20 protein-coding genes are annotated in these 22,104 nt (G+C 48.3%); 1 reads left to right on the top strand and 19 read right to left on the bottom strand.

Features of this window, described 5'->3' with window-relative positions:
* Nucleotides 1–351 precede the first annotated feature (351 nt).
* From QZ998_RS13910 to QZ998_RS13975, 14 genes are all read right to left on the bottom strand, one after another.
* Nucleotides 352–2,331: a sodium-translocating pyrophosphatase gene (locus QZ998_RS13910; RefSeq protein ID WP_296561434.1), complete on the bottom strand. Its 1,980-nt coding sequence runs from the start codon at nt 2,329–2,331 to the stop codon at nt 352–354.
* A gap of 49 nt (nt 2,332–2,380) precedes the next feature.
* A complete protein-coding gene (secG, locus tag QZ998_RS13915) occupies nt 2,381–2,611 on the bottom strand; it encodes a preprotein translocase subunit SecG (RefSeq protein ID WP_296561435.1) in 231 nt (76 codons plus the stop codon).
* Nucleotides 2,612–2,736: 125 nt separating this feature from the next.
* On the bottom strand, nt 2,737–4,272 hold the full coding sequence (gpmI, locus tag QZ998_RS13920; protein ID WP_296561436.1) for a 2,3-bisphosphoglycerate-independent phosphoglycerate mutase: 1,536 nt from the start codon (nt 4,270–4,272) through the stop codon (nt 2,737–2,739).
* Between the two features lie 230 nt (nt 4,273–4,502).
* Nucleotides 4,503–5,240 (bottom strand): triose-phosphate isomerase, encoded by a 738-nt coding sequence (gene tpiA / locus QZ998_RS13925; RefSeq protein ID WP_296561438.1) that lies wholly within the window; start codon nt 5,238–5,240, stop codon nt 4,503–4,505.
* 12 nt (nt 5,241–5,252) lie between these two features.
* Nucleotides 5,253–6,443 (bottom strand): phosphoglycerate kinase, encoded by a 1,191-nt coding sequence (locus QZ998_RS13930; protein ID WP_296561439.1) that lies wholly within the window; start codon nt 6,441–6,443, stop codon nt 5,253–5,255.
* A gap of 352 nt (nt 6,444–6,795) precedes the next feature.
* Nucleotides 6,796–7,800, bottom strand: coding sequence for a type I glyceraldehyde-3-phosphate dehydrogenase (gap, locus tag QZ998_RS13935; protein WP_296561441.1), 1,005 nt, complete (start codon nt 7,798–7,800; stop codon nt 6,796–6,798).
* Between the two features lie 55 nt (nt 7,801–7,855).
* Entirely contained in the window at nt 7,856–8,917 is a 1,062-nt protein-coding gene (locus QZ998_RS13940) for a sugar-binding domain-containing protein (protein ID WP_296561442.1), read from the bottom strand.
* Between the two features lie 173 nt (nt 8,918–9,090).
* Nucleotides 9,091–10,542, bottom strand: coding sequence for an RNA polymerase factor sigma-54 (gene rpoN / locus QZ998_RS13945; RefSeq protein ID WP_296561443.1), 1,452 nt, complete (start codon nt 10,540–10,542; stop codon nt 9,091–9,093).
* Nucleotides 10,543–10,859: 317 nt separating this feature from the next.
* Entirely contained in the window at nt 10,860–11,777 is a 918-nt protein-coding gene (trxB, locus tag QZ998_RS13950) for a thioredoxin-disulfide reductase (RefSeq protein WP_296561444.1), read from the bottom strand.
* 59 nt (nt 11,778–11,836) lie between these two features.
* The gene (locus QZ998_RS13955; RefSeq protein WP_296561445.1) at nt 11,837–12,286 is read right to left on the bottom strand and encodes a hypothetical protein; all 450 of its coding nucleotides are present in this window, start codon (nt 12,284–12,286) and stop codon (nt 11,837–11,839) included.
* Entirely contained in the window at nt 12,283–13,587 is a 1,305-nt protein-coding gene (gene fliI, locus QZ998_RS13960) for a flagellar protein export ATPase FliI (RefSeq protein ID WP_296561446.1), read from the bottom strand. Before fliI ends, QZ998_RS13955 begins: the two co-directional genes overlap by 4 nt.
* A gap of 12 nt (nt 13,588–13,599) precedes the next feature.
* Nucleotides 13,600–14,382, bottom strand: a complete 783-nt coding sequence (locus QZ998_RS13965; protein WP_296561447.1) for a FliH/SctL family protein — start codon at nt 14,380–14,382, stop codon at nt 13,600–13,602.
* Nucleotides 14,375–15,379 (bottom strand): flagellar motor switch protein FliG, encoded by a 1,005-nt coding sequence (gene fliG / locus QZ998_RS13970; protein WP_296561448.1) that lies wholly within the window; start codon nt 15,377–15,379, stop codon nt 14,375–14,377. Before fliG ends, QZ998_RS13965 begins: the two co-directional genes overlap by 8 nt.
* Nucleotides 15,380–15,408: 29 nt before the next feature.
* Nucleotides 15,409–16,458: a flagellar M-ring protein FliF C-terminal domain-containing protein gene (locus QZ998_RS13975; protein ID WP_296561449.1), complete on the bottom strand. Its 1,050-nt coding sequence runs from the start codon at nt 16,456–16,458 to the stop codon at nt 15,409–15,411.
* Here QZ998_RS13975 and QZ998_RS13980 point away from each other — a divergent pair.
* Nucleotides 16,450–16,857 carry a hypothetical protein gene (locus QZ998_RS13980; RefSeq protein ID WP_296561450.1) on the top strand — a complete coding sequence of 136 codons (408 nt, stop codon included), beginning with the start codon at nt 16,450–16,452 and terminating at the stop codon, nt 16,855–16,857. The two genes, QZ998_RS13975 and QZ998_RS13980, sit on opposite strands and share 9 nt — an antisense overlap.
* A gap of 73 nt (nt 16,858–16,930) precedes the next feature.
* Here the strand turns inward: QZ998_RS13980 and QZ998_RS13985 are convergent, their stop codons facing one another.
* The 5 genes from QZ998_RS13985 to QZ998_RS14005 form a co-directional block, all read right to left on the bottom strand.
* Nucleotides 16,931–17,878 carry a GGDEF domain-containing protein gene (locus QZ998_RS13985; protein WP_296561451.1) on the bottom strand — a complete coding sequence of 316 codons (948 nt, stop codon included), beginning with the start codon at nt 17,876–17,878 and terminating at the stop codon, nt 16,931–16,933.
* Between the two features lie 207 nt (nt 17,879–18,085).
* The gene (locus QZ998_RS13990; RefSeq protein WP_296561452.1) at nt 18,086–18,826 is read right to left on the bottom strand and encodes a YciK family oxidoreductase; all 741 of its coding nucleotides are present in this window, start codon (nt 18,824–18,826) and stop codon (nt 18,086–18,088) included.
* Nucleotides 18,827–18,893: 67 nt separating this feature from the next.
* Nucleotides 18,894–19,565, bottom strand: coding sequence for an N-acetylmuramic acid 6-phosphate phosphatase MupP (mupP, locus tag QZ998_RS13995; RefSeq protein WP_296561453.1), 672 nt, complete (start codon nt 19,563–19,565; stop codon nt 18,894–18,896).
* Entirely contained in the window at nt 19,565–20,263 is a 699-nt protein-coding gene (gene ubiG, locus QZ998_RS14000) for a bifunctional 2-polyprenyl-6-hydroxyphenol methylase/3-demethylubiquinol 3-O-methyltransferase UbiG (protein WP_296561454.1), read from the bottom strand. The genes mupP and ubiG overlap by 1 nt, the downstream gene beginning before the upstream one ends.
* A gap of 145 nt (nt 20,264–20,408) precedes the next feature.
* Nucleotides 20,409–21,845, bottom strand: a complete 1,437-nt coding sequence (locus QZ998_RS14005; protein WP_366512461.1) for a TRZ/ATZ family hydrolase — start codon at nt 21,843–21,845, stop codon at nt 20,409–20,411.
* Nucleotides 21,846–22,104: the final 259 nt, after the last annotated feature.

Here is a 22,104-nt window from a genome sequence, read left to right on the forward strand (position 1 = left end):
CATCTTGATAAATTCTTTTAGGGTGAAATCTGCGGATGCCTTGATATTGTCTTCATAAAGACAATATGTATTTGTTGGGATTGCAGACTTGTCGAAAAAATAGAACAAGAATTCAACGAAGAACAATAAATACGGATATGGGTTTTACCCATTTCCACCAAATTAACATCGATCAAGGAAAATATGAATGACAAAAGAAATAGGGTTGACACAAGAAAAACCGTCCCCCTTTGATCCACCTTTGCTTACCTTACTGTCGCCCTTTGCTAAACTAACCCTAAAAAAAAAGACCTGAATGCAGTAAGCTGCATTCAGGTCTTGGTTTTATTTTATTTACTGTTGTGATTTGCTTTAGATTAAGAACAATGGTGCAAATACCAATGATACAATGGTCATCAGTTTAATTAAGATATTGATCGAAGGTCCGGAAGTATCCTTAAATGGATCCCCAACAGTATCACCAACAACGGCTGCTTTATGAGCATCACTGCCTTTTCCGCCGTGAGCGCCGCCTTCAATAAATTTCTTGGCATTATCCCAGGCACCACCGGCATTAGCCATAAAGATGGCCATTAATACCCCGGTAACCAGAGCGCCAGCTAATAATCCCCCTAAGGCATCGGCACCAAGGATTAGACCCATGGCCAAAGGCGCTACTACTGCCATTAAACCAGGCACAATCATTTTTTTAAGCGCTGCCGCAGTCGAAATATCAACGCATTTGGCATAATCCGGTTTTTCAGTTCCAGCCATAATACCTGGAAATTCCCGGAATTGACGACGAACTTCTTCGATCATTTCATTGGCTGCTGAGCCAACGGCTTCCATCGTTAAAGCAGAGAACAAAAATGGCAACATCCCACCGATAAATAAACCGATGATAACATTAGGATTTAAAATATCAATACTGGCTAAATCAACTGCTTGAGCATAAGAAGCAAACAAGGCTAAAGCCGTTAAAGCCGCTGAACCAATGGCAAAACCTTTACCAATGGCGGCGGTGGTATTACCAACTGCATCGAGCTTGTCGGTAATTTGACGAACTTCCTTAGGCATTTCGGCCATTTCGGCAATCCCGCCGGCATTATCGGCAATCGGGCCGTAAGCATCAACGGCAATGGTCATCCCACAGGTGGACAGCATCCCTACCGCTGCTAAGGCAATCCCGAAAAGACCTGCAGCCGAGTATGCAACAAAAATCGCTACTGCCATCGCTAAGATCGGGAACATGGTCGATTTCATCCCGACTGCCAAACCACTGATAATGGTGGTCGCGGCACCGGTTTCTGATTGCTGCGCAATGTGTTGAACCGGTTTGTAATGTTCTGAGGTGTAATACTCGGTTAATTTACCGATTACGATACCAACTACCAAACCGGCGATTATTGCAACAAATGCATACTGATACTCGGTTCCTTTTGTAAAATAGTCAGATAAAAAGTAAGAAGCAACAACAACAATAATCCCACTGACATAGGTACCCATATCCAGCGCCCGTTGCGGGTTTCCGCCTTCTTTACCACGAACAAAGAAAGTACCGATAATGGAGGCAAAAATACCAATAGCCGCTAACATCATCGGAAACAGTACGCCGTCAAAATCTTTAAGTGCCAATGCCCCCAGGGTAATCGCAGAAATAATCGATCCCACATAAGATTCAAATAAATCCGAACCCATCCCAGCAACGTCACCAACATTATCACCAACGTTATCAGCAATAACCGCTGGATTCCGGGGATCATCTTCAGGAATACCGGCTTCAACCTTACCAACCAGGTCAGCGCCAACATCAGCTGCTTTAGTATAAATACCACCACCAACACGACCAAACAGAGCGATTGAAGAAGCACCCAGACCAAAACCGGTGACAACGGTAACATCACCAAAGATTAAGTACAGGGCACTGACTCCCAGTAAACCCAGGCCAACTACACACATACCCATTACGGCACCGCCGGAAAAAGCCACTGAAAGGGCTTTGTTCATCCCGCTGGTTTTGGCCGCATTAGCTGTTCTAACGTTGGCTTTGGTGGCAACCTGCATCCCAAAGAATCCCGCCAGGATTGAAAAGACAGCCCCAACCAGAAAACAAATTGCGGTCATAATACCGAGGCCCGGTGTTACCGTCAAAATAACAAATAAGACAACCACAAAGATTGCGATCATTTTATATTCACGTTTTAAGAATGCCATCGCACCTTCGTGGATATATCCCGCGATCTCCTTCATTCTGTCGGTGCCGGCGTCTACTGCAGTTACGCGTTTTGCAAAAACGAGCGCAACAAGCAACGCCACGACTCCAATAGCTGGAGCCAGAAACAATAATTCCATTCTCAATTTCCCCCTGTAAGTTTTTGCATCCCTCTAATTCAGATGCCTGTTATGATACGATTGAATAAACGAATGCCGACAACATGAATAAAATGCCAGAAATTTTGGTAGCTCTTTCCAAGACACCTTCAAATCCCTTTGCTTTTTTCTTTCCAAATAAGGTCTCCGCACCACCTGCGATGGCTCCTGACATTCCGGCTGTTTTGCCCGGCGATAAAAGTATCGCAGCAATCAAAACAATGCTGGAAATCAGTAAAACGACCAGTAAAGCTTCTTTCATTAGTATCACCTCCGTAAATAATCGTGCACGTTATAATATCACAACCAAAAAACATTTTCAATCATAAAAAAAGTCTCAGTCGAGACTTTTCCTATGTAAACGGTCACAGCTTTCAGATTTTTACTTTATTCTCCCTTAATCAACGTTTCACCAGTCATTTCAGCCGGTTTCGGCAGTCCCATCAGATCCAGCAAGGTGGGCGCGACATCTGCCAGACGGCCATCATCTCGCAGCGTCACCTGACCATCGCCAAGCAGAATGCACTTGACCTGATTGGAGGTATGGGCAGTAAAGGGCATATGGGTTTCATAGTCGATCATTTTCTCGGCATTGCCATGATCAGCCGTGACAATCACCTTGCCGCCTTTACCCAAAATGGCCGTGATAACTTTTTGGGCACAGGCATCGACCACCTGAACAGCTTGCTCGGCGGCTTCAAAAATACCGGTGTGACCAACCATGTCGGCATTGGCAAAATTCAGGATCATCAGCTGATATTTTTCGCTTTCAACCGCTGCCACCGCTCTGTCGGCCACCTCATAGGCACTCATCTCCGGCTGCATATCATAGGTTGCCACATGCGGTGAGGGGATCAGGATGCGATCTTCCAGGGGATATTGTTTTTCCAATCCACCATTAAAGAAGTAGGTGACGTGGGCGTACTTTTCGGTTTCGGCGATGCGCAGCTGGGGAATGCCGAGCTTGCTTAAATATTCACCCAGGGTATTATCGATGGTCACCGGCTTAAAGGCGATTGATACATTTTCAAAGGATTTATCGTACTGGGTCATGGTGACAAATTCCAAACCCAGAAAGCCAGTTTTGCGTTCAAACGCGTTAAAGTCCGGATCGATAAAGGCGCGGGTCAGTTCGCGGGCGCGGTCGGGTCTAAAATTAAAGAAGATCATCGTATCGTTGGCCTTGATCGATTTGTCAGCAATGGTTTCAATGATCGTTGGTAAAACAAACTCATCGGTAATTTTAGCCGCATAGGTTTCTTCCATGACCTGGACTGCCGACGCCGCATGAACGCCTATTCCGGCAGTCATCGCATCATAGGCTGTCTCAACCCGTTCCCAGCGGTTATCGCGATCCATGGCATAGTAGCGGCCGATGATGGTGGCTATTTCGCCGACTCCCAATTGAGCCATTTTGGCTTCTAACGATTTGATATGGCCGATGCCGCTATTTGGGGCGGTATCCCGACCATCCATCAGACAGTGGACATAAACCCGTTTTAAGCCTTGTTTTTTGGCCAGGTTAAGTAATGCGTAAAGATGGCATTCATGGCTGTGAACGCCACCATCGGACAATAAACCGATCAGGTGCAGGGCGCCGTCCTTTTGTTTGGCAGCGTTAATGCCAGCGAGGAAGGCTGGGTTGGTAAAAAAGTCGCCATCTTCGATCGATTTGGTAATCCGGGTCAGTTCCTGATAGACGATCCGACCGGCTCCCAGGTTTAAATGGCCGACCTCGGAATTACCCATCTGACCTTCAGGCAGACCAACGCCAAGGCCGCTGGCGGTGATTAGGGTCTGGGGATAGACCTGATCGATGGCATCTAGAAACGGTGTTTGGGCCTGTAGCACGGCATTGCCCTCAGTACATCTGCTAAAGCCGTAGCCATCCAGAATCACCAGGGCTGTTAAATTTTTATTCATATGTTTACACCTTTCGGTAAAAATTTCAATTAGGGGACGCACAGGGGGGATCGCACAGGGGGACGGTTCTTTTGTGTCGTCTAGGAAAAAGAATTGGGTTGACACAAGAAAAACCGTCCCCCTTTGCTTACCTGTGTCTTCTGGGAAAAGAATCGAGTTGACACAAGAAGAACCGTCCCTCTGTGCTTCAAGAAAGACCGTCCCCCTTTGCTTCGTTGCCAGATTGCAATTTAGAACTTTGCAATCTCCGAGAATGTTGGTTTGAGGGAGGCGCCGCCAACTAGGGCGCCGTCGATGTTGTCCATTGCCATCAGGTCTTTGATGTTTTCGGGATTAACTGAGCCGCCGTATTGAATCCGGACTTTTTGGGCGGCGTCTTCGCCAAACATTTTGGCGATGGTTTGACGGACCCAGCCACAGGCTTCGTTGGCTTCTTCTTTGCTGGCGGTTTTACCGGTACCGATCGCCCAGATCGGTTCGTAGGCAATGACCACCTTGGTGATATCTGCTATCCCCTTTAGTCCAGCTTCCATCTGTCCGACAACTTTGGCTTCGGCTTTTCCGGCTTCTCGTTCTGCCAAAGTTTCGCCGCAGCAGACGATTGGGGTGATCCCCAGTGCCAGCGCTTTAACGGCTTTTTTATTAACGGTTTCGTCGGTCTCGTTAAAGTATTCGCGTCTTTCTGAGTGTCCGATTAAGACATATTGGACGCCGATGGCCTTAAGCATTTCCCCGGATATTTCGCCGGTAAAGGCGCCGCTTTTTTCAAAATGCATATTCTGAGCGCCGATGCCGACGTTCGAGTCTTTGGCCATTTCGACGGCTTTTTGCAGACCGATATAGGTGGGACAAAAAACCACCTCGGCGGTTGCCCCGGCTACTAGTGGCAACAGGGTATTCATCAATTTTTCAGTTTCAAACAGATCATTATTCATTTTCCAGTTTCCGGCAATAATTGGTTTTCGCATCATCTTCTCCTTCTACTTATCTTGTAAGATTTCAATACCTGGCAGTTTTTTTCCTTCAAGGAATTCTAGTGACGCGCCGCCGCCGGTGGATATGTGGCTCATCCCGTCTTCATAGCCGAGGATTTTAACCGCTGCGGCAGAATCGCCACCACCGATGATGGTAATGGCATCAGAATCTGACATCGCTTTTGCTACCGCTTCGGTGCCCTTGGCAAAGGCTGGCATTTCAAAAACACCCATTGGACCATTCCAGATCACTGTTTTGGCTTCCGCGATCACCTTTGTAAAGGCGGCTGCTGACACTGGGCCGATATCTAGTCCCAAAGTGTTAGCTGGGATGGCATTGATATCGACAACTACAAATGGGGCATCGGCGGCAAAGGTTTCGGCGGCGACGACATCCACTGGTAATAAGAGGTTAACCCCTTTGGCCTTGGCTTTAGCGACTAACTCATTGGCCAGGTCCATTTTATCTTCTTCTAATAGCGATTTTCCGATTTCGTAACCCTGGGCTTTTAAGAAGGTAAAGGCCATTCCGCCACCGATGATCAGGGTATCGACCTTTTCTAGCAGGTTGTTGATCACACCAATCTTGTCCGAAACTTTCGAGCCACCGAGAATCGCCACAAAGGGACGTTCCGGTTTGTCCAGGGCTTTGCCCATAAAGTCCAGCTCTTTCTGAATCAGGAAGCCTGACACGCCGGGTAAAAACTCGGCAATGCCGACCGTTGAGGCATGAGCCCGGTGGGCGGTTCCGAAGGCATCATTGACGAAAAGATCACCTAATTGTGCCAGCTCTTTGGAAAAGCCCTGGTCATTTTTCTCTTCTTCAGCTCGGAAGCGGGTATTCTGAAGCAGCATCACATCGCCGGCTTTAAGGCCAGCCGCTGCGGCTACGGTTAATGATCCGGTCACTGCGGCATCATCATTAAAGATCACTTCTTTTTTTAGGAGTTCAGACAACTTTTTCGCTACCGGTTCCAGCGAATATTTAGGGTTGGGCTGATTTTTGGGTCGGCCCATATGGGACATTAGAATCAGTGCTCCGCCTTGCTCCAAAATATAATTTATTGTTGGCAGAGCTGCGGTGATTCGGGTTTCATCAGTAATGACGCCGTTTTCATCTAATGGCACATTAAAGTCGGCTCGCATTAAAACTTTTTTTCCTCTTAAATCAAGATCAGATACTGTTTTTTTACTCATATTCTTATCCTCTCGGTTTATAATTTTCTCGTTTCAAGTGTATCGCTGTACTACCGTACCGATCAATTGTTAATCTGTTGTATGCTGCTGACTCGGACAGGCTACGCCGTGTCCGCTCAGATGCACAGGGTCTGACCCCTAGGTCACAACATGATATAACAAGGGTCTGACCCCTAGGTCATTGTCGGTACTACTTCATCTTTTCTAATCACTTTTGTTGCGATATTTTCTTTATAAACAATTTCAGAAGCTCATGCAAGGGTTTTGCAAAAGCTTCTGAAAAGTTTTTTGATTAGTATTATTTATATTTAGTGAGCTATTTGATCATAATTGTTGATCAGGGTTTGGTTGATTAAAATTTTGTCGAGACATACTCGGCTAAACGGACGAGTTGAGCTGTATAGGACATTTCGTTGTCGTACCAGGCAATCACTTTGACCTGTTGTTTTCCGCCTTCGACATTCATCACCCGGGTTAGGGTTGCGTCGAATAATGATCCGTATGACATCCCAATGATGTCGGTGGAAACGACCTGTTCTTCGTTGTATCCTAGCGATTCGTTAGCTGCTGCTTTAAGAGCGGCATTGATTTCATCGGCGGTTACGTCTTTTTCCAGAACACAGGTTAAGTCAACCAGTGAGCCGGTGACAACCGGTACCCGTAGCGCAAATCCGTCCAGTTTGCCATTCAGGGCTGGTAATACCTTGCCAACTGCGGCAGCGGCACCGGTGGAAGTAGGGACGATATTTGCAGCGGCAGTACGGCCTCGTCGCAAATCTTTATGTGGTGCATCAAGGGTGGCCTGGTCATTGGTGTAAGCATGAACGGTGGTCATTAATCCGCTGACTAAACCAAAGCTGTCGTTTAATACTTTGGCCACTGGTGCTAAACAGTTGGTGGTACAAGAAGCACCGCTGATAACTGTTTCAGTACCATCAAGAATGTTTTCGTTGACATTAAAGACGATCGTTTTAACATCACCTTTGGCTGGAGCAGAAACAATCACTTTTTTTGCGCCGGCTTTGATGTGTTTACCAGCCCCGTCTTTATCGGTAAAGAAACCGGTACATTCGATCACAACATCGACACCGATACTTCCCCAAGGCAGGTTTTCAGGATCTCTTTCAGAGTAAATTTTGATCGCTTTTCCATCCACGACGATGCCATCATCTTTAACTTCGATGCTATCTTGCTTAAATTTACCCTGGGCACTATCATATTTTAACAGGTACGCTAAGGTTTTTGCATCGGTTAAATCATTGATAGCCACAACGTCAAACGCTTTGTTATCTGCCATTAATCTGAATGCTAAACGACCAATTCTTCCAAAACCATTAATTGCTACTTTTACAGACATATTATCTGCCTCCTTAAAATAATGTATTCTCAATTTATACTCAGTCAGAAGCGATTCATTTTGCCTCTGACGTGGTTTGCAACTTTCTTAAAATCTCTCTGGCGGCACTTTCATCGGTGATCAGCACAATGTTTTTGCGAATCCGACTGACCGCAATAATCGACTCGGCCTTAGTAACCCCGCCGGCCACCGCAATTACATGGGGTATTTTTTTGAAATTATCAATACCAATACCGATGGTACTCGATGGTGAAATCACCTGACCGTTAATGTCAAAGTAATGACCAAAGGCTTCTGCCACCGCGCCCTGCTCGATTATTTTGCGTTTTTCGGCAGCAGCCAGATTTCGCCAGTCGGCCAAGACATCAGCGCGACCCAATCCAAAAATAAAAATATCAATGTTATCCATTTTATTGAATACCCTTTTTATCTCGGGATAATCTTTTAATGCTTCTAATAATCGTTTATCGATATTATCGGGCAGGTGTAAAAGCTCATAGTTTGAATGCAGCTTAAGGCCCATTTCGGCGACCACGTTGTTGGCCTGGGTAGAATGGCTCTTGCCGATCCCGCCGCGGGCTGGGATCACATAAACATCGGGATAAAAGGCTTCCCGCATTTCATCGGCTACGGCTGCAGTGCAGCTCCCACCGGTCAAAGCCAGGGTATCCTTGTACTTCATTACCGACAAGACATATTTTGCGCCAGACCGTCCCATAAAACGCAACACCTCATAATTCATATCCATATCGCCGGGGCAAATGATTACCCGTTTGAGATGGAGATGATCCATCAGTTCTTTTTCGAGCTGTTCCAGACCATTGTAGGTGTAGAGCAGGCTTTTTAACTGGATCAGCGCTGCTGTTCCAGCCTCAGTGATGACAACTCCCTGCCGTTCCACTGAAACCAGCTTTTGAGCCTGAAAAAAGTCGATTTCATTACGAACCTGACGTTCACTCATATCCAGAACAAATGCAAGATTTCTCCGTCCGATTGGCTGCTCACTGCTGATGGTTGACAAAATATTGTAACGCATTTCAATGAGACGATTCACTTCCGGAGCGACTAGCTGTTGAAGTTCAATGACTTCCTTACTAATTTTTAATTGATTTGACACAGAATCACCCTTCTTTCGGATACATGCTCGCTTTTGTCCCGCTGGGACAAATTCATTATACCCCATTTTAAATTTAAACACAAGTTAAAAAAGACTAAAAACTGAAAGAAAATCCCAGCCCGATTTTTCAGGATCTGCGCGTCTTTGAAAGTGATTAGTCTTTGGTTGATGGTCTACCGATATTCTTTTCTTTTTGAAGATGGTTGGATCAAAAGCGCTTCCCGATATTTGGCAACCGTGCGTCTGGCCACATCAAGATTTTTTTGCTGTAATAATTCCGAAATTTTTTGATCGCTTAGGGGCCTTTTCTTATCTTCCTTTTCAATGTATTCCTGGATAAGCTGCTTAATCGCATCGGAAGAACGGTCTTCTTGTCCCTGGGCAAAACCGCGTTTAAAGAAAAACTTCAGCGCAAAGGTACCCTTGGGGGTTTGAATATATTTCCCCCGAATCGCCCGACTGACTGTTGACTCGTGGACATCAATCATCTCGGCAATTGTTTTCAGAGTTAAAGGACGCAGATCCCCGACCCCTTCAAAAAAGAAGCTGCGTTGGGACTCGGCAATCGCGTTAATCACTTTTTTGATGGTGTCTCGCCGCTGTTCAATGCTTTTTATCAGAAACACTGCACTATCAAGCTTTTTCTCCAGATAAAGTTTGGTTTCATCATTTTTATCAGGATTTTTAAGCAAGCCCTTATAATAGTTATTGATCCGCAGTCGCGGCGCTGACACATCATTGACCTTGACCACCAGCTCACCGTTGACAATTTCGATGCTACCATCCGGAATAACATAAGAAACCCGTTCTGAACTGGAAAACTCCCGTCCGGGCTTAGGCTCCAGTGATTTTAACACCTCTTTAAATTCATAGACATCCTCAACTGCTAAGCCGGTATCCTGGGCGATTCGCTTAAATTGGTTATCAGCCAAATCGAGCAGATGGTTTTTAACGATATCCAGATACACTTCATCATCGTCATACCCCATTTGCCGCAGCTGAATCAATAGACACTCTTCAATATTGCGGCATCCTACCCCACACGGATCAAAGCCCTGGATGATGCCAATCATCTTTTGGATGCATGCTTCTTGAACTTCTAAAATACTCATGACATAGTCCATGTCAATTATCAGGTAACCGTTGTCATCGATGCAATCGATCAGGTACTCGCCAATCCGTTTTTCCTGATCAGTGAGATTTTTTTTAAGCATCTTGAATTGAAAATGCAGGTATTCATAGAGGGTTTTCTCATTGGCAGTGAATTTTTCAAAGCCGTATTCATCATCCGGTTCGGCACTTGCTTGAACCTGTCCCCGATAGTCCGCATTCTCCATACTGTGGAAATACTCCTCCCATTGGATCTCCTCTTTGGGCTGTTGTTCCGGAACCGGTTCTTCTTTAACCAGTTCGCCCTTAAGCGGTCCGCCATCCTCACTAATGGGAACTATCTCTTTGATCGACACCTCATTAAATTCCAGCACCGGATTCTCCATGATTTCAGTTTCGATCAGACCATTAAGCTCCATCACCGTCAGCTGAAGAATTTCAATGGATTGACGCATTTCCTGAGTCATGATCAGTTTTTGAGTTTGGTTCATATTTAAATCAAATTTGATATTCATTTTTCACCTGACTGTTTTATTTTTCTCTTAATAAAAAAGAAAAGACCAACAACTGTTGGTCCTGGTTGCCTGGATAACGATCGCAGTACCGACAATTGTTACATCATGTTGTGTGCCTCAGAACGGACATGGCGATAGCCTGCGTGTTAGCAGTGAGCCAATCACAAGCTCGCTTGTAGTTGGCGACTGCCCACGACTGATAAGAAATTTCATTTCTTATCAGTGTCCGAGCTGCGCGCATACAACAGATTAACAATTGATCGGTACGGGAGTCCCAAGCAAAGACTAACTTTCGTTAGTCCTAATCATATCACAATCTACTTAAGTTCTTCAATGTATTTGATCACATTTACGGCAGCAATGGCACCATCGGCGGTGGCCGTGACAACCTGTCGCAGTGATTTGCGGCGGACATCACCAGCAGCAAAGATCCCCGCTATATTCGTACGCATTTCATCATCAGTAATTAAATAATCCCGTGAATCACGTGCGAGTTGGCCGGCAAATGCCTCTGAATTTGGTTTCTGACCGACAAAGACAAAAACTCCGTCCAAGGCAACTTCCGTCAATTCTGCGGTTTTGACATTTTTAACAACAATGCCTTCAACTAAACCATTACCCTTAATCTCCTCCACGACTGAATCCAGCAATAGCGAAATCTTTTCATTTTCCTTGATCCGCTGCTGCAGAATTTTAGCTCCACGGAGCTCATCGCGGCGATGAACAATGATAATTTCAGCGGCAAATTTTGTCAGGTAGAGGGCTTCTTCCAAAGCTGTATCGCCACCGCCAATGACGGCAACCTTTAAGCCTTTAAAAAAGTTGGCATCACAGGTGGCACAATAGGAAACCCCCATCCCCCGCAATTCTCGTTCACCTTTACAACCAATCAGTTTTGGTTCGGCTCCGGTGGCCATGATAATGGTGCGCGTCTCGAGACTATCGGTGTCAGTTTCGACGATAAATCCAGTTTCTGTTTTCTTTGAACCAAAATAGGTTCGAGTGGCAAACTCGACCCCGAACTCCTCACATTGCTGGCGCATCCGCTCGGTCAGACCAGGTCCGGTACTGTCTGGCGGGGAACCGGGATAGTTTTCGATCTCCCAGCTGGTGGCGATCTGACCGCCAATGCCGGCTTTTTCAATAATCAGTACCTTAAGGGCTCCCCTGGCCGCGTATATTCCCGCAGCTAATCCGGCCGGACCGGCTCCCACTATGATTGTATCATATCTCATCCTTGCACCTCTTTCGCTTTTCTTTGATTGATTTACTTCTCTTCTGATTTATTTATTGGTCATGAGCCATCCTTCATAATTTTGCTGGTGGTTATAAATTCTTCCATCGCTTTTTCTGTTTCTTTGACCATTTCTTTTTTGTATTCATCGTATCGGTTTTCTTTTACAATTTCCAGTGAACGGGTCTCTAGTTTTAAATTCTTAACGACCTCAATTTGAATATCTATTTTTTCAGTAATCTCATCGATTCTTTTTTCAACAATTTTTATCTGTTCTTTCAAAAAGGACATATAATGAAGATAGACCTGACAGGCGGTCGCGGTGATCGAAGCGGCCATATCACGTTCGTAATTTTTCTGGCTTTTTTCCAGCTGATCTTCGAGTTCCAGCTGTTTGTCCATTTCATCACTGAGTTGTCTGGTCAGGCCACCCAATATCATCATTTCATTTTCCAGATTCTGATCTTTATAAGAAAGGAGTTTTCCTAAATGGAATTGGAACTTTTTCATAAGACCGCCTTCTTCATCGCTTCGATACTTTCATCATAAAAGCACTTTTCATCAACCTTCTGTTGTAAAAATTGATTGATGCCGGCAATTTTTTTAATCGCAATATCTAGCGAGGGATTGCTCCCACTTTTATAGGCACCAATACTGACCAGATCGTAGTTGGAATCATAGACAGACATCATATTACGCATCGAAGATGCCGCTTCCAGCTGATCTCTACTGACAATATTGGCCATCAGCCGGCTGACACTATTTAGCACATCAATGGCTGGGTAATGGTTTCTAGCGGCAATCTTCCGGGACAGCACAATATGGCCATCGATGATTCCCCGAACCGTATCGGCGACCGGTTCATTCATGTCGTCACCTTCAACGAGCACCGTGTAAATGCCGGTTATCGAACCGGTTTCAAAATTTCCACTGCGTTCCAGCAGTTTTGGCATCATCGCATAAATAGAGGGGGTGTAACCGCGAGCTACTGGGGGTTCCCCGGTAGCCAGCCCAATTTCCCGTTGCGCCATCGCAAAGCGGGTCAGTGAATCCATCATCAGCAGAACATCATTACCCTGATCCTTAAAATACTCGGCAATGGTGGTAGCTGTTAAGGCGCATTTCATCCGCTGCATGGGGGGCTGATCGGAGGTCGCCACCACGATCACCGAACGCTCCAGACCTTCCTGACCTAAGTCATTTTCAAGGAACTGGCGCACCTCCCGGCCACGCTCACCGACTAGGGCAATGACGTTAACTTGGGCTTTGACATTTCTGGCAATCATCCCCATCAGGGTACTTTTGCCGACACCACTACCGGCAAAGATACCCATTCTCTGGCCTTTGCCAATGCTTAATAAACCATCTATTGCCTTTACCCCAAATTCCAGGATATCGTCAATACATGGTCTTGAAAAGGGGTTTGCCCCAGCGCTCTGAATGTCGTAGGGGGTAGTATTTAAAATCGGGCCGCCACCATCGATGGGTTCCCCCATGGCATTGACAACCCGGCCAATCATACTATCCGACACGCCTATTTTCAGGGAAGAACCGGTCGGTTCGACAATATTTCCAAAACTAATACCTTCTGGTTCTTCGTAAGGCATCAATAAAACCTTATTGCCACGAAAACCAACCACTTCAGCTAAAATATAACGGTCTGCATTCTGATCAAATATCTTGCACAAATCCCCAATACTGCATTCAGGACCAACCGACTCGATCATCATTCCGACGACCTTTTCAATTTTCCCGAAATAGTGATAGGTTTCTGCCCGTTGAATGGCTTTGCAAATCTCCGATGTATTCATTTTCGCCTCCCGTTACGAACTTTGCTCGACGGCTTTCTCTAATTGCTCCAATTGTACTGGCAGACTCATATCGATGACCGAATCATTGCTTTCCACCATGATCTTATCATCATCCTTAAGAATAATCACCTTGGATTTTTTTGAAAGTTTCTTTAGTTTTTCAGTCATTGTTTTGTTGATATGAAGATCCAGGGTTTTCTGGTTTTCTGATAAATAAATTTTAAGATCCTCTTCATCCCCATGAATAACCTCATCAAAGAATCGCAAAAACAGATCCGGATCTTCCGCAACCTGATGTTTCATTATTTTCTTGGCAATTTCAAAGGCAATGCTTAGCAGCTCTTTCTGCTGATGATCAAGCGCCTGCTGCCGCTCGGTATGAATTACTTCAAGAAGCATATCGATTTCTTGTAGCTTGCTTTCGATTTCGCCCGCCGCCTGTAACGTACCTTCATTTAAGCCTTCTCTCAGACCAGCCTGAAAGCCTTCGCGGGTGCCATCCTTGAGTCCTTCTTCGTGACCAGTCACATAGCCCTGAGAAAAACCCTCCTGATAACCGGTTTCCTGAGATTTTTCTTTAATTTCCTGACTGGCTTTGATTGCTTCTTTCATCAGTTCATTGGCAGCATGCATGGCTTCAACGCTGTCATCCTGTTCAACCTGTTCATCAGCAACTACTGGGTCATAATCTAACTGGTCTTCGCTGTCGTTATCCGCTTCGTCATGATCCACAACCGGCAGAACCACTGGCGTACTAATTTGAGACACCCATTTAGCTTTTACAATACTAGACAATGATCTCGTCCTTTCCACCCTTAGACGTTACAATTTCGCCTTCTTCTTCCAGTCTTCTGATTACTGAAACAATTTTCTGCTGCGCTTCTTCGACATCCCGAACCCTGACATTATGCAAGAATTCCATCTCACTCTTAACCGTTTCACCCATTCGTTGGGACATATTGACAAAAATAATATCAGCAACGGCTTTGTTTGCGCCCTTAAGGGCAACCGACATTTCTTTTGTATCAATTTCCTGTAAGAACCGCTGAATCGACATTGAATCAAGAATAACAATATCTTCAAAGACGAACATCCGCTTACGAATTTCTTCAGAAAGTTTGGCATCATTTTTACTGAGTTCATCGAAGATGTATTTTTCAGTCCCACGATCGATGTTGTTCATAATCTCAGCAATGTAGTTGATCCCACCAACTTCCAGTAAGTCAAAGGAAACAACCGACTCAAATTTACGTTCAAGAATGGTTTCAACCTGTCTGATAATTTCCGGAGAGGTTCGATCCATCCTGGCAATCCGCTCGACAACTTCGACCCGAATACTCTTGGGTAATTCCGAAATAATGGCTGAGGCCTGATCAGCCCTGGCATAGGACAAAACCAGGGCAATGGTCTGAGGATGCTCATTCATGATCATGTTCATCAGATTTTTGTAATCGGCTTTGCGAATAAACTCAAAGGCCTTTGTCCTAAGCGTTTTTGTTACCCGCTCCAGCAGGGCACTGCCCTGTTGCACTCCAAAAGCCTTTTCCAGCACATTTCGGGCATAGTTAACTCCGCCTTCAATGTATACCTTTTGAGCCACACAAAGACCGTAGAATTCATCGATAACCTGGTCTGCCACCTCTGGTGGAACACTGTCCTGGCGGGTGATCTCATAGGTCAAGATTTCTATTTCTTCTTCTTGTAAGTGTTTATATATATTGGAAGCAATATCTGCACCCAGTGAAATAACCACCTGGGCTGCTTTTTGTCGTGGTGTTAAGGTAACGTCCATATTAGTCAACTTCCTTCAAAAATTCTGATCTATTCACTTTCATTTTTTAGCCACGATTTAAATAACTGCGCCGCAATTTCCGGATTTGTAGAGGCAAACTCTTTGATTTTTTCTTTTTTATCATCCTTAAGAGGATGAATTGGTTCAATCGGATTTAATCGATCAGCTGCCAGCGCTCCAAATAAATCATCTGTTTCAGAATCTTCATCAGAGGCAAAGGCTTCGTCGATGCCTTTTTTCCCACGTTTGCCCTTCTTTGCTTTACCATCAGCTTTCTTCTTTTTACCTCTGGTAAGAATAAATAGCAGTAACAACAGTAATAGTAGCACACCGGCGCCGATACCGCCAAATACCAGTAACTGTTGCGGTGTAAACAGCGGTTCATCCAGCTCTTCTTCCAATTGAGCAAACTCAAAGTTACGTACGGTAACGCTTTGTGGTGGGACACCGGCTGCAAAGGCGACCAGCTGAATCAGGTTTTCCCGCGCCACCGGGGTCATCGCCGGATCATCAATAGCAATCCCGATCGAGACCGTTTCGATCGCCGGATCCAGTTTTTCGGTCTGGGTAATTTCCTGGCTAACAGAATAGTTTGTGTTTTCCTGAATCCCGGTAATAATCCCCTCGTTTTCGAGGAGTCCTTCTGCATAGGTAGTAATATCGGTATTGCCGGTTACCCCGGCAATGCCGCCGGCGATGCCATCGGCATTATTGATAACCAGGCTGGAAGAATCCTGATTGATAACTCCCGAATTTTCGCCATCTTCAGAGGGAATATATAGGGTTGATTCTTGTTTTACGGCATCTGTATTAAGGGTAGCTGTTACCGCTACCTTGTATTGAGTCGGATCGTAGGGTCCGTCTAAAACGTTGTTCACTTTTTGAGTTAAGGCATTTTCTATCGCCTTGGTCAGTTTCAGCTTAGCCTCGCCACCATTTTCGGCAGCCAGATTATTGATTAAATCATTTCCATTACCATCGGTAAGTGCGATATTGTCAGCCGTCTGAAGCGGGTGCGATTTGGTCCGGTGTTTATGACGTCTGATCTGCCTATGGGCCGCTGGCGCGAAATGTCTCAAAGTGAAGTCGACATCCTCAGTGAGGAGGTTGGTCTCAAACCGGTCGCGTTACCGGGTATGAAGGCCAAGACAAAGGACAAGCTGGACCGCATGCAGCGCAAGGTGGCCAAACCCATCGGACGTGGTGACCGCAAGCCTCGGGTCCTGCGCTCTGCCCATGAGGCCAACGTGCCGAGCGGTGGCGACAAAGGTCGTCGTTCCCGTGACGATCAGTCGACGCGCAAGCCGCGTGATGCTGACGAGCGCAGCAAGCCGAGCCGCGGCACACCTGTTGCTGAGCGCCCCGGCGCCGCAGGCCGCAATCGTGGCAAGCCAGCGCCTGCCAAGCGCGGCGGCCCGCCGGCCTCCGAAGGCCAGCGTCCTGGTTTCGGGCGCGGTGACCGCGGCAAGCGTCCGTAGGGTTGTCGCGTTAGAGTAGATAAAGGCGGTGCCGTAATGGCCCCGCCTTTTTTTGCAGCTGCAGGGCCGTCTCTTAAGCCGAAGCCATACGCGTCAGGTTACGGCCGTCGCGTTTGGCTTGGTACAAGGCATCGTCAGCGCGCTTCAACAGTTCCTCGTGAGACTCGGTTTGCCGAAAAGTTGCGCACCCGAGACTGGCTGAAAGGCGAACCTGTTTGTCGCCGACGAGCAAGCAAAGCGTCTGTACTGCAGCTCTGATGCGTTCAGCCACGACCGCAGCCGCGTCCAACCCGGTGTTCGAAAGCACGAGAACGAACTCCTCTCCGCCGAACCGAAAAACCATGTCGACATTGCGCAACTGTTCTCTGAGCAGTAGCGCGACTGCTTTTAGTGCTGCATCGCCAGCCTGATGCCCATATGTATCGTTTAGGGTCTTGAAGTGGTCCATGTCTAGCATGACGATCGACAGCGCCTGTTCGTGGCGACGCGACAATTCGGTTTCACGAAGCAGCGCCTGCTCCAGCGCTATGCGATTACCCGCGCCGGTCAGTGGATCCTTGAGCGAGGCCTGAATGGCCTGGCGGTACAGCAGAGCGTTACGTAACGGGAATAGCAAGCAGCTGATTAGGTGCTCAAGCTGATCCAGCACCTGCTCGGAAAGGCTCACATTACTGAACAGGTTGAGTTCACCAATGCAATCGCCTTGTTGAGTAAGCGAGTAGCTGACTTCGGCATTATTGCCTTCTTGCCCGAGCCCGAGCCCGAGCCCGAGTGCGAAGCCGGCGCCGGCGTGATGATAGGAAAGACCAGTCAACGGCAGCAGATGCTTGACCTCTTCGAGGAAAAAGCCCAATAGCCGGTCAACTTCCAGGCTGGTTTGCAGGCGCAATGGGAGGCTGACCAATAAATCGGAAAGAGTGCGCTGGCATGTCGCTGCTGCTCGGCCGCTATTAAAGTCCAGTCGCCGATCGCGAGCGGTGCGGATGTTTACTGTGGTGTGGTCCTGTTTGTTGGGCAGCATGAGATGAACCTCGGAACGCAACTTGCGCTGATGAAGGTTCTATAGCGAATTTGATGCCAACTAGCTATTACCTTATAAATCAACAAGATACGATCTTCTTGATTTATGATCGGCAAACAGTTGCCAGCGAAACGGCGGAATGATGCCAAACTGACATGTCGCGGCCAAGCGAAGCGCCGGAAAACAGGCGCCTCTTACCAATTTGCATCATTGGGCTTCCAGAGCCTGCCCATTGATGCCGAGACTGTCCGGTCCCATCAGGTATAGATAGAGCGGCATGATGTCAGAAGGCAGCGGATTCACGTTCGGGTTCTCGCCGGGATAGGCTTTCGCCCTCATATCGGTACGGGTCGCCCCCGGATTGATGCTATTGCTGCGAACGTTTCCGGTGTCCTCGAGCTCGTCCGCTAACACCTGCATTAGACCCTCCGTAGCGAACTTGGATACGGCATAACCGCCCCAGTACGCGCGTCCTTTGCGTCCGACGCTGCTCGACGTGAATACCACCGAAGCATCGTCAGATAACTTGAGTAGAGGCAGCAATGTGCTGGTCAGCATAAATGCGGCATTGACGTTGATCTGCATGACCCGCATGAAGTTTTCACCCGATAGCTGTTCGATGGGTGTGCGCGGCCCAACGATGCCTGCATTGTTAAGCACGCCATCAAGACGGCCGAACTCTTGTTCGACGGTCGCGGCGAGTTCGTCGTACTGGTGCGGCAGCGCAGTTTCCAGATTCAGCGGTATCACCACCGGTTGTGGGCAACCGGCAGCCTCTATTTCGTCGTAAACCCGGTTTAGGTTTTCCTCGTTCTTGCCTAGCAGCAGGACAGTCGCTCCGTGAGCCGCATAGGCCTTGGCAGCTGCTTCACCAATTCCCCGGCCAGCGCCGGTAACCAGAATGATCCGACCTTTGAGCAGGTCAGGGCGGGCGGAATACTGGAACATCTGAAGCCTCATATGCAGAATGTGGGCGAAAGCCCACCGTCGAAATCGGAAAGAAAGAGAAGGGGGGTCAGTTATTGCGTGAAACGTTGTTGAAGCAAGCCCGCAATTCGAGCGGGTGGTCGACAACGAAATCCGCACCCCAGGTGTCGGGGTTGTCGTCCGGATGTATATAGCCGTAACGCACCGCAGCCGTGCGGCTGCCTGCGGCTCGCCCGGACTCGATATCGCGTAGGTCATCGCCTACGAACAGTACGTTCGCGGGATTCATACCCAACTGACTACAGGCCAGTGTCATCGGCTCTGGATCAGGTTTGCTATTGGTAACGTGGTCTGGGCATACCAGCACAGCGGAGCGCGATGCCAGGCCCAGCTGATGCATGATCGGATCCGCAAAGCGCAACGGCTTGTTAGTCACCACCCCCCATATCAGGCCCGCTTGCTCGATTTCGTCGAGCAGCTCAGCCATGCCGACATACAGCCGGCTTTCAACGGCGCAGTGGTTTTGGTACCGATCCAGGAATTCCAGTCGCAACGCTTCGAATTCCCCGGACATCGGGTCGACGTCAAAGGCGCTCAGTACCATTGCTCGAGCGCCGCCAGAGACTACGTCTCGGACCTGTTGATCCGGAACTCTGTCAAGGCCGCGAGCAACGCGCATGGCTTGGGCGACCGCGATGAAATCAGGCGCGGTGTCGAGTAGAGTGCCATCCATGTCGAATAAGACTGCGCACAAACGCATCAGGCCTCCCGAACAGTCTGGATCATGTAATTAACATCCACGTCGGGCGATAGCTTGTAGTGTTTCGTCAGCGGATTGTAGGTAAGACCAATAACGTCCTTAACGTTGAGGCCGACATCACGGCTCCAGACGCCAAGCTCCGATGGTCGAATGAATTTACGGTAGTCATGAGTACCCCGCGGTAGCAGCTGCAGCACATATTCCGCACCGATGATGGCGAAGGCGTATGCCTTGGGATTGCGATTGATCGTGGAAAAGAACACCTGGCCCCCAGGCCTTACCATTTTGTAGCAAGCGCGAATAACCGAGGCGGGGTCGGGTACGTGCTCAAGCATTTCCAGGCACGTGATGACATCGAACTGCTCTGGTTGCTCTTCCGCCATTGCCTCAGCCGTGATTTGGCGATACTCGATTTCCAGGCCGGACTCAAGCAGGTGCAGCCGAGCTACGGAAAGCGGCGCTTCCCCCATGTCGATCCCGGTCACTGTGGCGCCACGCTGGGCCATGGCTTCACTGAGGATCCCGCCACCGCACCCTACGTCCAGAACATTTTTACCCGCCAACGACACGTGCTCGTCGATCCAGTTGACTCTGAGCGGATTGATCTCATGCAGCGGTTTGAACTCGCTTTCGCGGTCCCACCAGCGGTGAGCCAGGGCTTCGAATTTGGCGATCTCAGCGTGGTCGACATTGCTCATGGTCTGTTCCGTTTAAAAGCTTGAGGGAGAAGCTTGAGCGGTAATCGCTAATGGTGCCAGCTTCCGTCAGACGAAGCGCTCCAGATGGGGCGCTTCGCGTAGGTCAGTTCGTCGCGGCGTGAAGATGGCCGCTCGCTAAAGTGATTTATTTGGAGCTTATCTTTTCGCCCCATTCTTTGGCCGTGGCTATCACGCGTTCCTCATCAATACGTGTGAGCTTGCGGTCGTCGAGCAATTGTTTCCCGCCTACCCATACATGACGAACACAGTCTCGACCGCTGGAATAGATCAGTTGAGAGACTGGATCATAAACAGGCTGCTGCGCCAGGCGCGATAAGTCGAAGGCCACCATATCAGCATACTTCCCCACCTCTAGTGAGCCGGTGTGCTCGTCAAGCCCAAGCGCACGAGCACCATTAAGGGTGGCCATGCGTAACGCGCGATGAGCATTGAGTGCTGTGGCTGAGCCTGCAACGGCCTTTGCAAGCAGCGCTGCGGTACGGGTTTCACCCAGCAGATCGAGATCGTTATTGCTCGCCGCGCCGTCCGTCCCTATGGCGACATTGACACCAGCTTCCCAAAGCCGCTCGACGGGGCAAAAGCCGCTGGCTAGCTTCAGGTTGGATTCCGGGCAATGAATGACGCTGCAGTTGTGCTCAACAAGCAGGGCGATGTCGTCGTCGTTCACCTGAGTCATATGCACGGCCTGAAAACGTGGCCCGAGGAGTTGAAGACGGGCCAGACGAGCCAGGGGGCGCTCACCGTGTTCTATCACGGCTTCCTCGACTTCGTGTGCCGTTTCGTGGACATGCATATGAATGCCGATGTCCATCTCAGCAACAAGGGTGCGAATGCTGACAAGCTTATCGTCTGCGACCGTGTAGGGCGCATGTGGACCGAAGGCTATGCTCAGTCTCGGGTGGTGCTTGAGATCATCGAATAGTGCGACGCCTTTACGCAGGGACTCGTCGGCATCGCGAGCTCCCGGAATAGGGAAGTCCAATATAGGAATGGTTATTTGCGCTCGTATCCCATGCTTATGAACAAGTTGGCTGACCACCTCAGGGAAAAAATACATATCGGAGAAACAGGTGATGCCACTTTGTAGTTGTTCAGCAATGGCCAGCTCGCTTCCCGCGTGAATGAATGCCTCGTCGACCCATCTGCTTTCCGCCGGCCATATGTGGTCGCGAAGCCAGGTCATCAGCGGGAGATCATCCGCAAGTCCGCGAAACAGGGTCATGGCCGCGTGGCCGTGGGCATTAACCAAGCCTGGCGCCAAGAGCATCCCGCTAAGCTCCCGGGTTTCTCGGGCGACGTATTGAACGGCCTCCTCGCGTGGAGCCATCAGTACGATACGGCCATCTCGAACGCCTAGCGCGTGATTCTTGAGGACGACACCGGCCGGTTCTACTGGAACAAGCCAGGTAGGCAGTAGAAGTAGGTCAAGCGGTTCGGTATTTGTATGGGGCATGAAGGCCATCTGGGCAGATTCGCGGAGGATATATAAGTGTAAAGCGTGCAACGTCTGGTTAGAAGAAACCTGGATGCTTACTATAGAAAGTCGGTGGCCTCTGCGCATGTGCTGGCAGTTCTCATCGACTGCATCGAATAAAACCTGAAAACAAGCGTTGACGTGAGTTTTCCAGTGCCTATAATGCGCACCTTCTCCGGCGCAGGCCTTTAGCGAAACCTCTTGTAAATCAAGAAGTTAGCGAAAATAAGAGCTTGCACGGATGGCGAATTCGAGTAGAATGCGCCGGGCTGACAGGGTGGTGGTAGAGCGCTTGCTACAAAATGGTAAGGCCTGGGGGCCAGGTGTTCTTTTCCACGATCAATCG

The organism is uncultured Acetobacterium sp. (assembly GCF_927416815.1).
In the GTDB taxonomy this organism is placed as follows: Bacteria; Bacillota; Clostridia; order Eubacteriales; family Eubacteriaceae; genus Acetobacterium.

Excerpts from the sequence above, each read along its gene's own strand:
- QZ998_RS13985 (WP_296561451.1), bottom strand. The coding sequence starts at position 17,878 with ATGCTGCCCAACAAACAGGACCACACCACAGTAAACATCCGCACCGCT.
- gpmI (WP_296561436.1), bottom strand. The coding sequence starts at position 4,272 with ATGAATAAAAATTTAACAGCCCTGGTGATTCTGGATGGCTACGGCTTT.
- tpiA (WP_296561438.1), bottom strand. The coding sequence starts at position 5,240 with ATGCGAAAACCAATTATTGCCGGAAACTGGAAAATGAATAATGATCTG.
- QZ998_RS13910 (WP_296561434.1), bottom strand. The coding sequence starts at position 2,331 with ATGGAATTATTGTTTCTGGCTCCAGCTATTGGAGTCGTGGCGTTGCTT.
- secG (WP_296561435.1), bottom strand. The coding sequence starts at position 2,611 with ATGAAAGAAGCTTTACTGGTCGTTTTACTGATTTCCAGCATTGTTTTG.
- fliI (WP_296561446.1), bottom strand. The coding sequence starts at position 13,587 with ATGAATACATCGGAGATTTGCAAAGCCATTCAACGGGCAGAAACCTAT.
- QZ998_RS13930 (WP_296561439.1), bottom strand. The coding sequence starts at position 6,443 with ATGAGTAAAAAAACAGTATCTGATCTTGATTTAAGAGGAAAAAAAGTT.
- QZ998_RS13990 (WP_296561452.1), bottom strand. The coding sequence starts at position 18,826 with ATGTTCCAGTATTCCGCCCGCCCTGACCTGCTCAAAGGTCGGATCATT.
- fliG (WP_296561448.1), bottom strand. The coding sequence starts at position 15,379 with ATGGACGTTACCTTAACACCACGACAAAAAGCAGCCCAGGTGGTTATT.
- ubiG (WP_296561454.1), bottom strand. The coding sequence starts at position 20,263 with ATGAGCAATGTCGACCACGCTGAGATCGCCAAATTCGAAGCCCTGGCT.
- mupP (WP_296561453.1), bottom strand. The coding sequence starts at position 19,565 with ATGCGTTTGTGCGCAGTCTTATTCGACATGGATGGCACTCTACTCGAC.
- QZ998_RS14005 (WP_366512461.1), bottom strand. The coding sequence starts at position 21,845 with ATGCGCAGAGGCCACCGACTTTCTATAGTAAGCATCCAGGTTTCTTCT.
- trxB (WP_296561444.1), bottom strand. The coding sequence starts at position 11,777 with ATGAGATATGATACAATCATAGTGGGAGCCGGTCCGGCCGGATTAGCT.
- gap (WP_296561441.1), bottom strand. The coding sequence starts at position 7,800 with ATGTCTGTAAAAGTAGCAATTAATGGTTTTGGAAGAATTGGTCGTTTA.
- rpoN (WP_296561443.1), bottom strand. The coding sequence starts at position 10,542 with ATGAATATCAAATTTGATTTAAATATGAACCAAACTCAAAAACTGATC.
- QZ998_RS13980 (WP_296561450.1), top strand. The coding sequence starts at position 16,450 with ATGTCTCAAAGTGAAGTCGACATCCTCAGTGAGGAGGTTGGTCTCAAA.
- QZ998_RS13955 (WP_296561445.1), bottom strand. The coding sequence starts at position 12,286 with ATGAAAAAGTTCCAATTCCATTTAGGAAAACTCCTTTCTTATAAAGAT.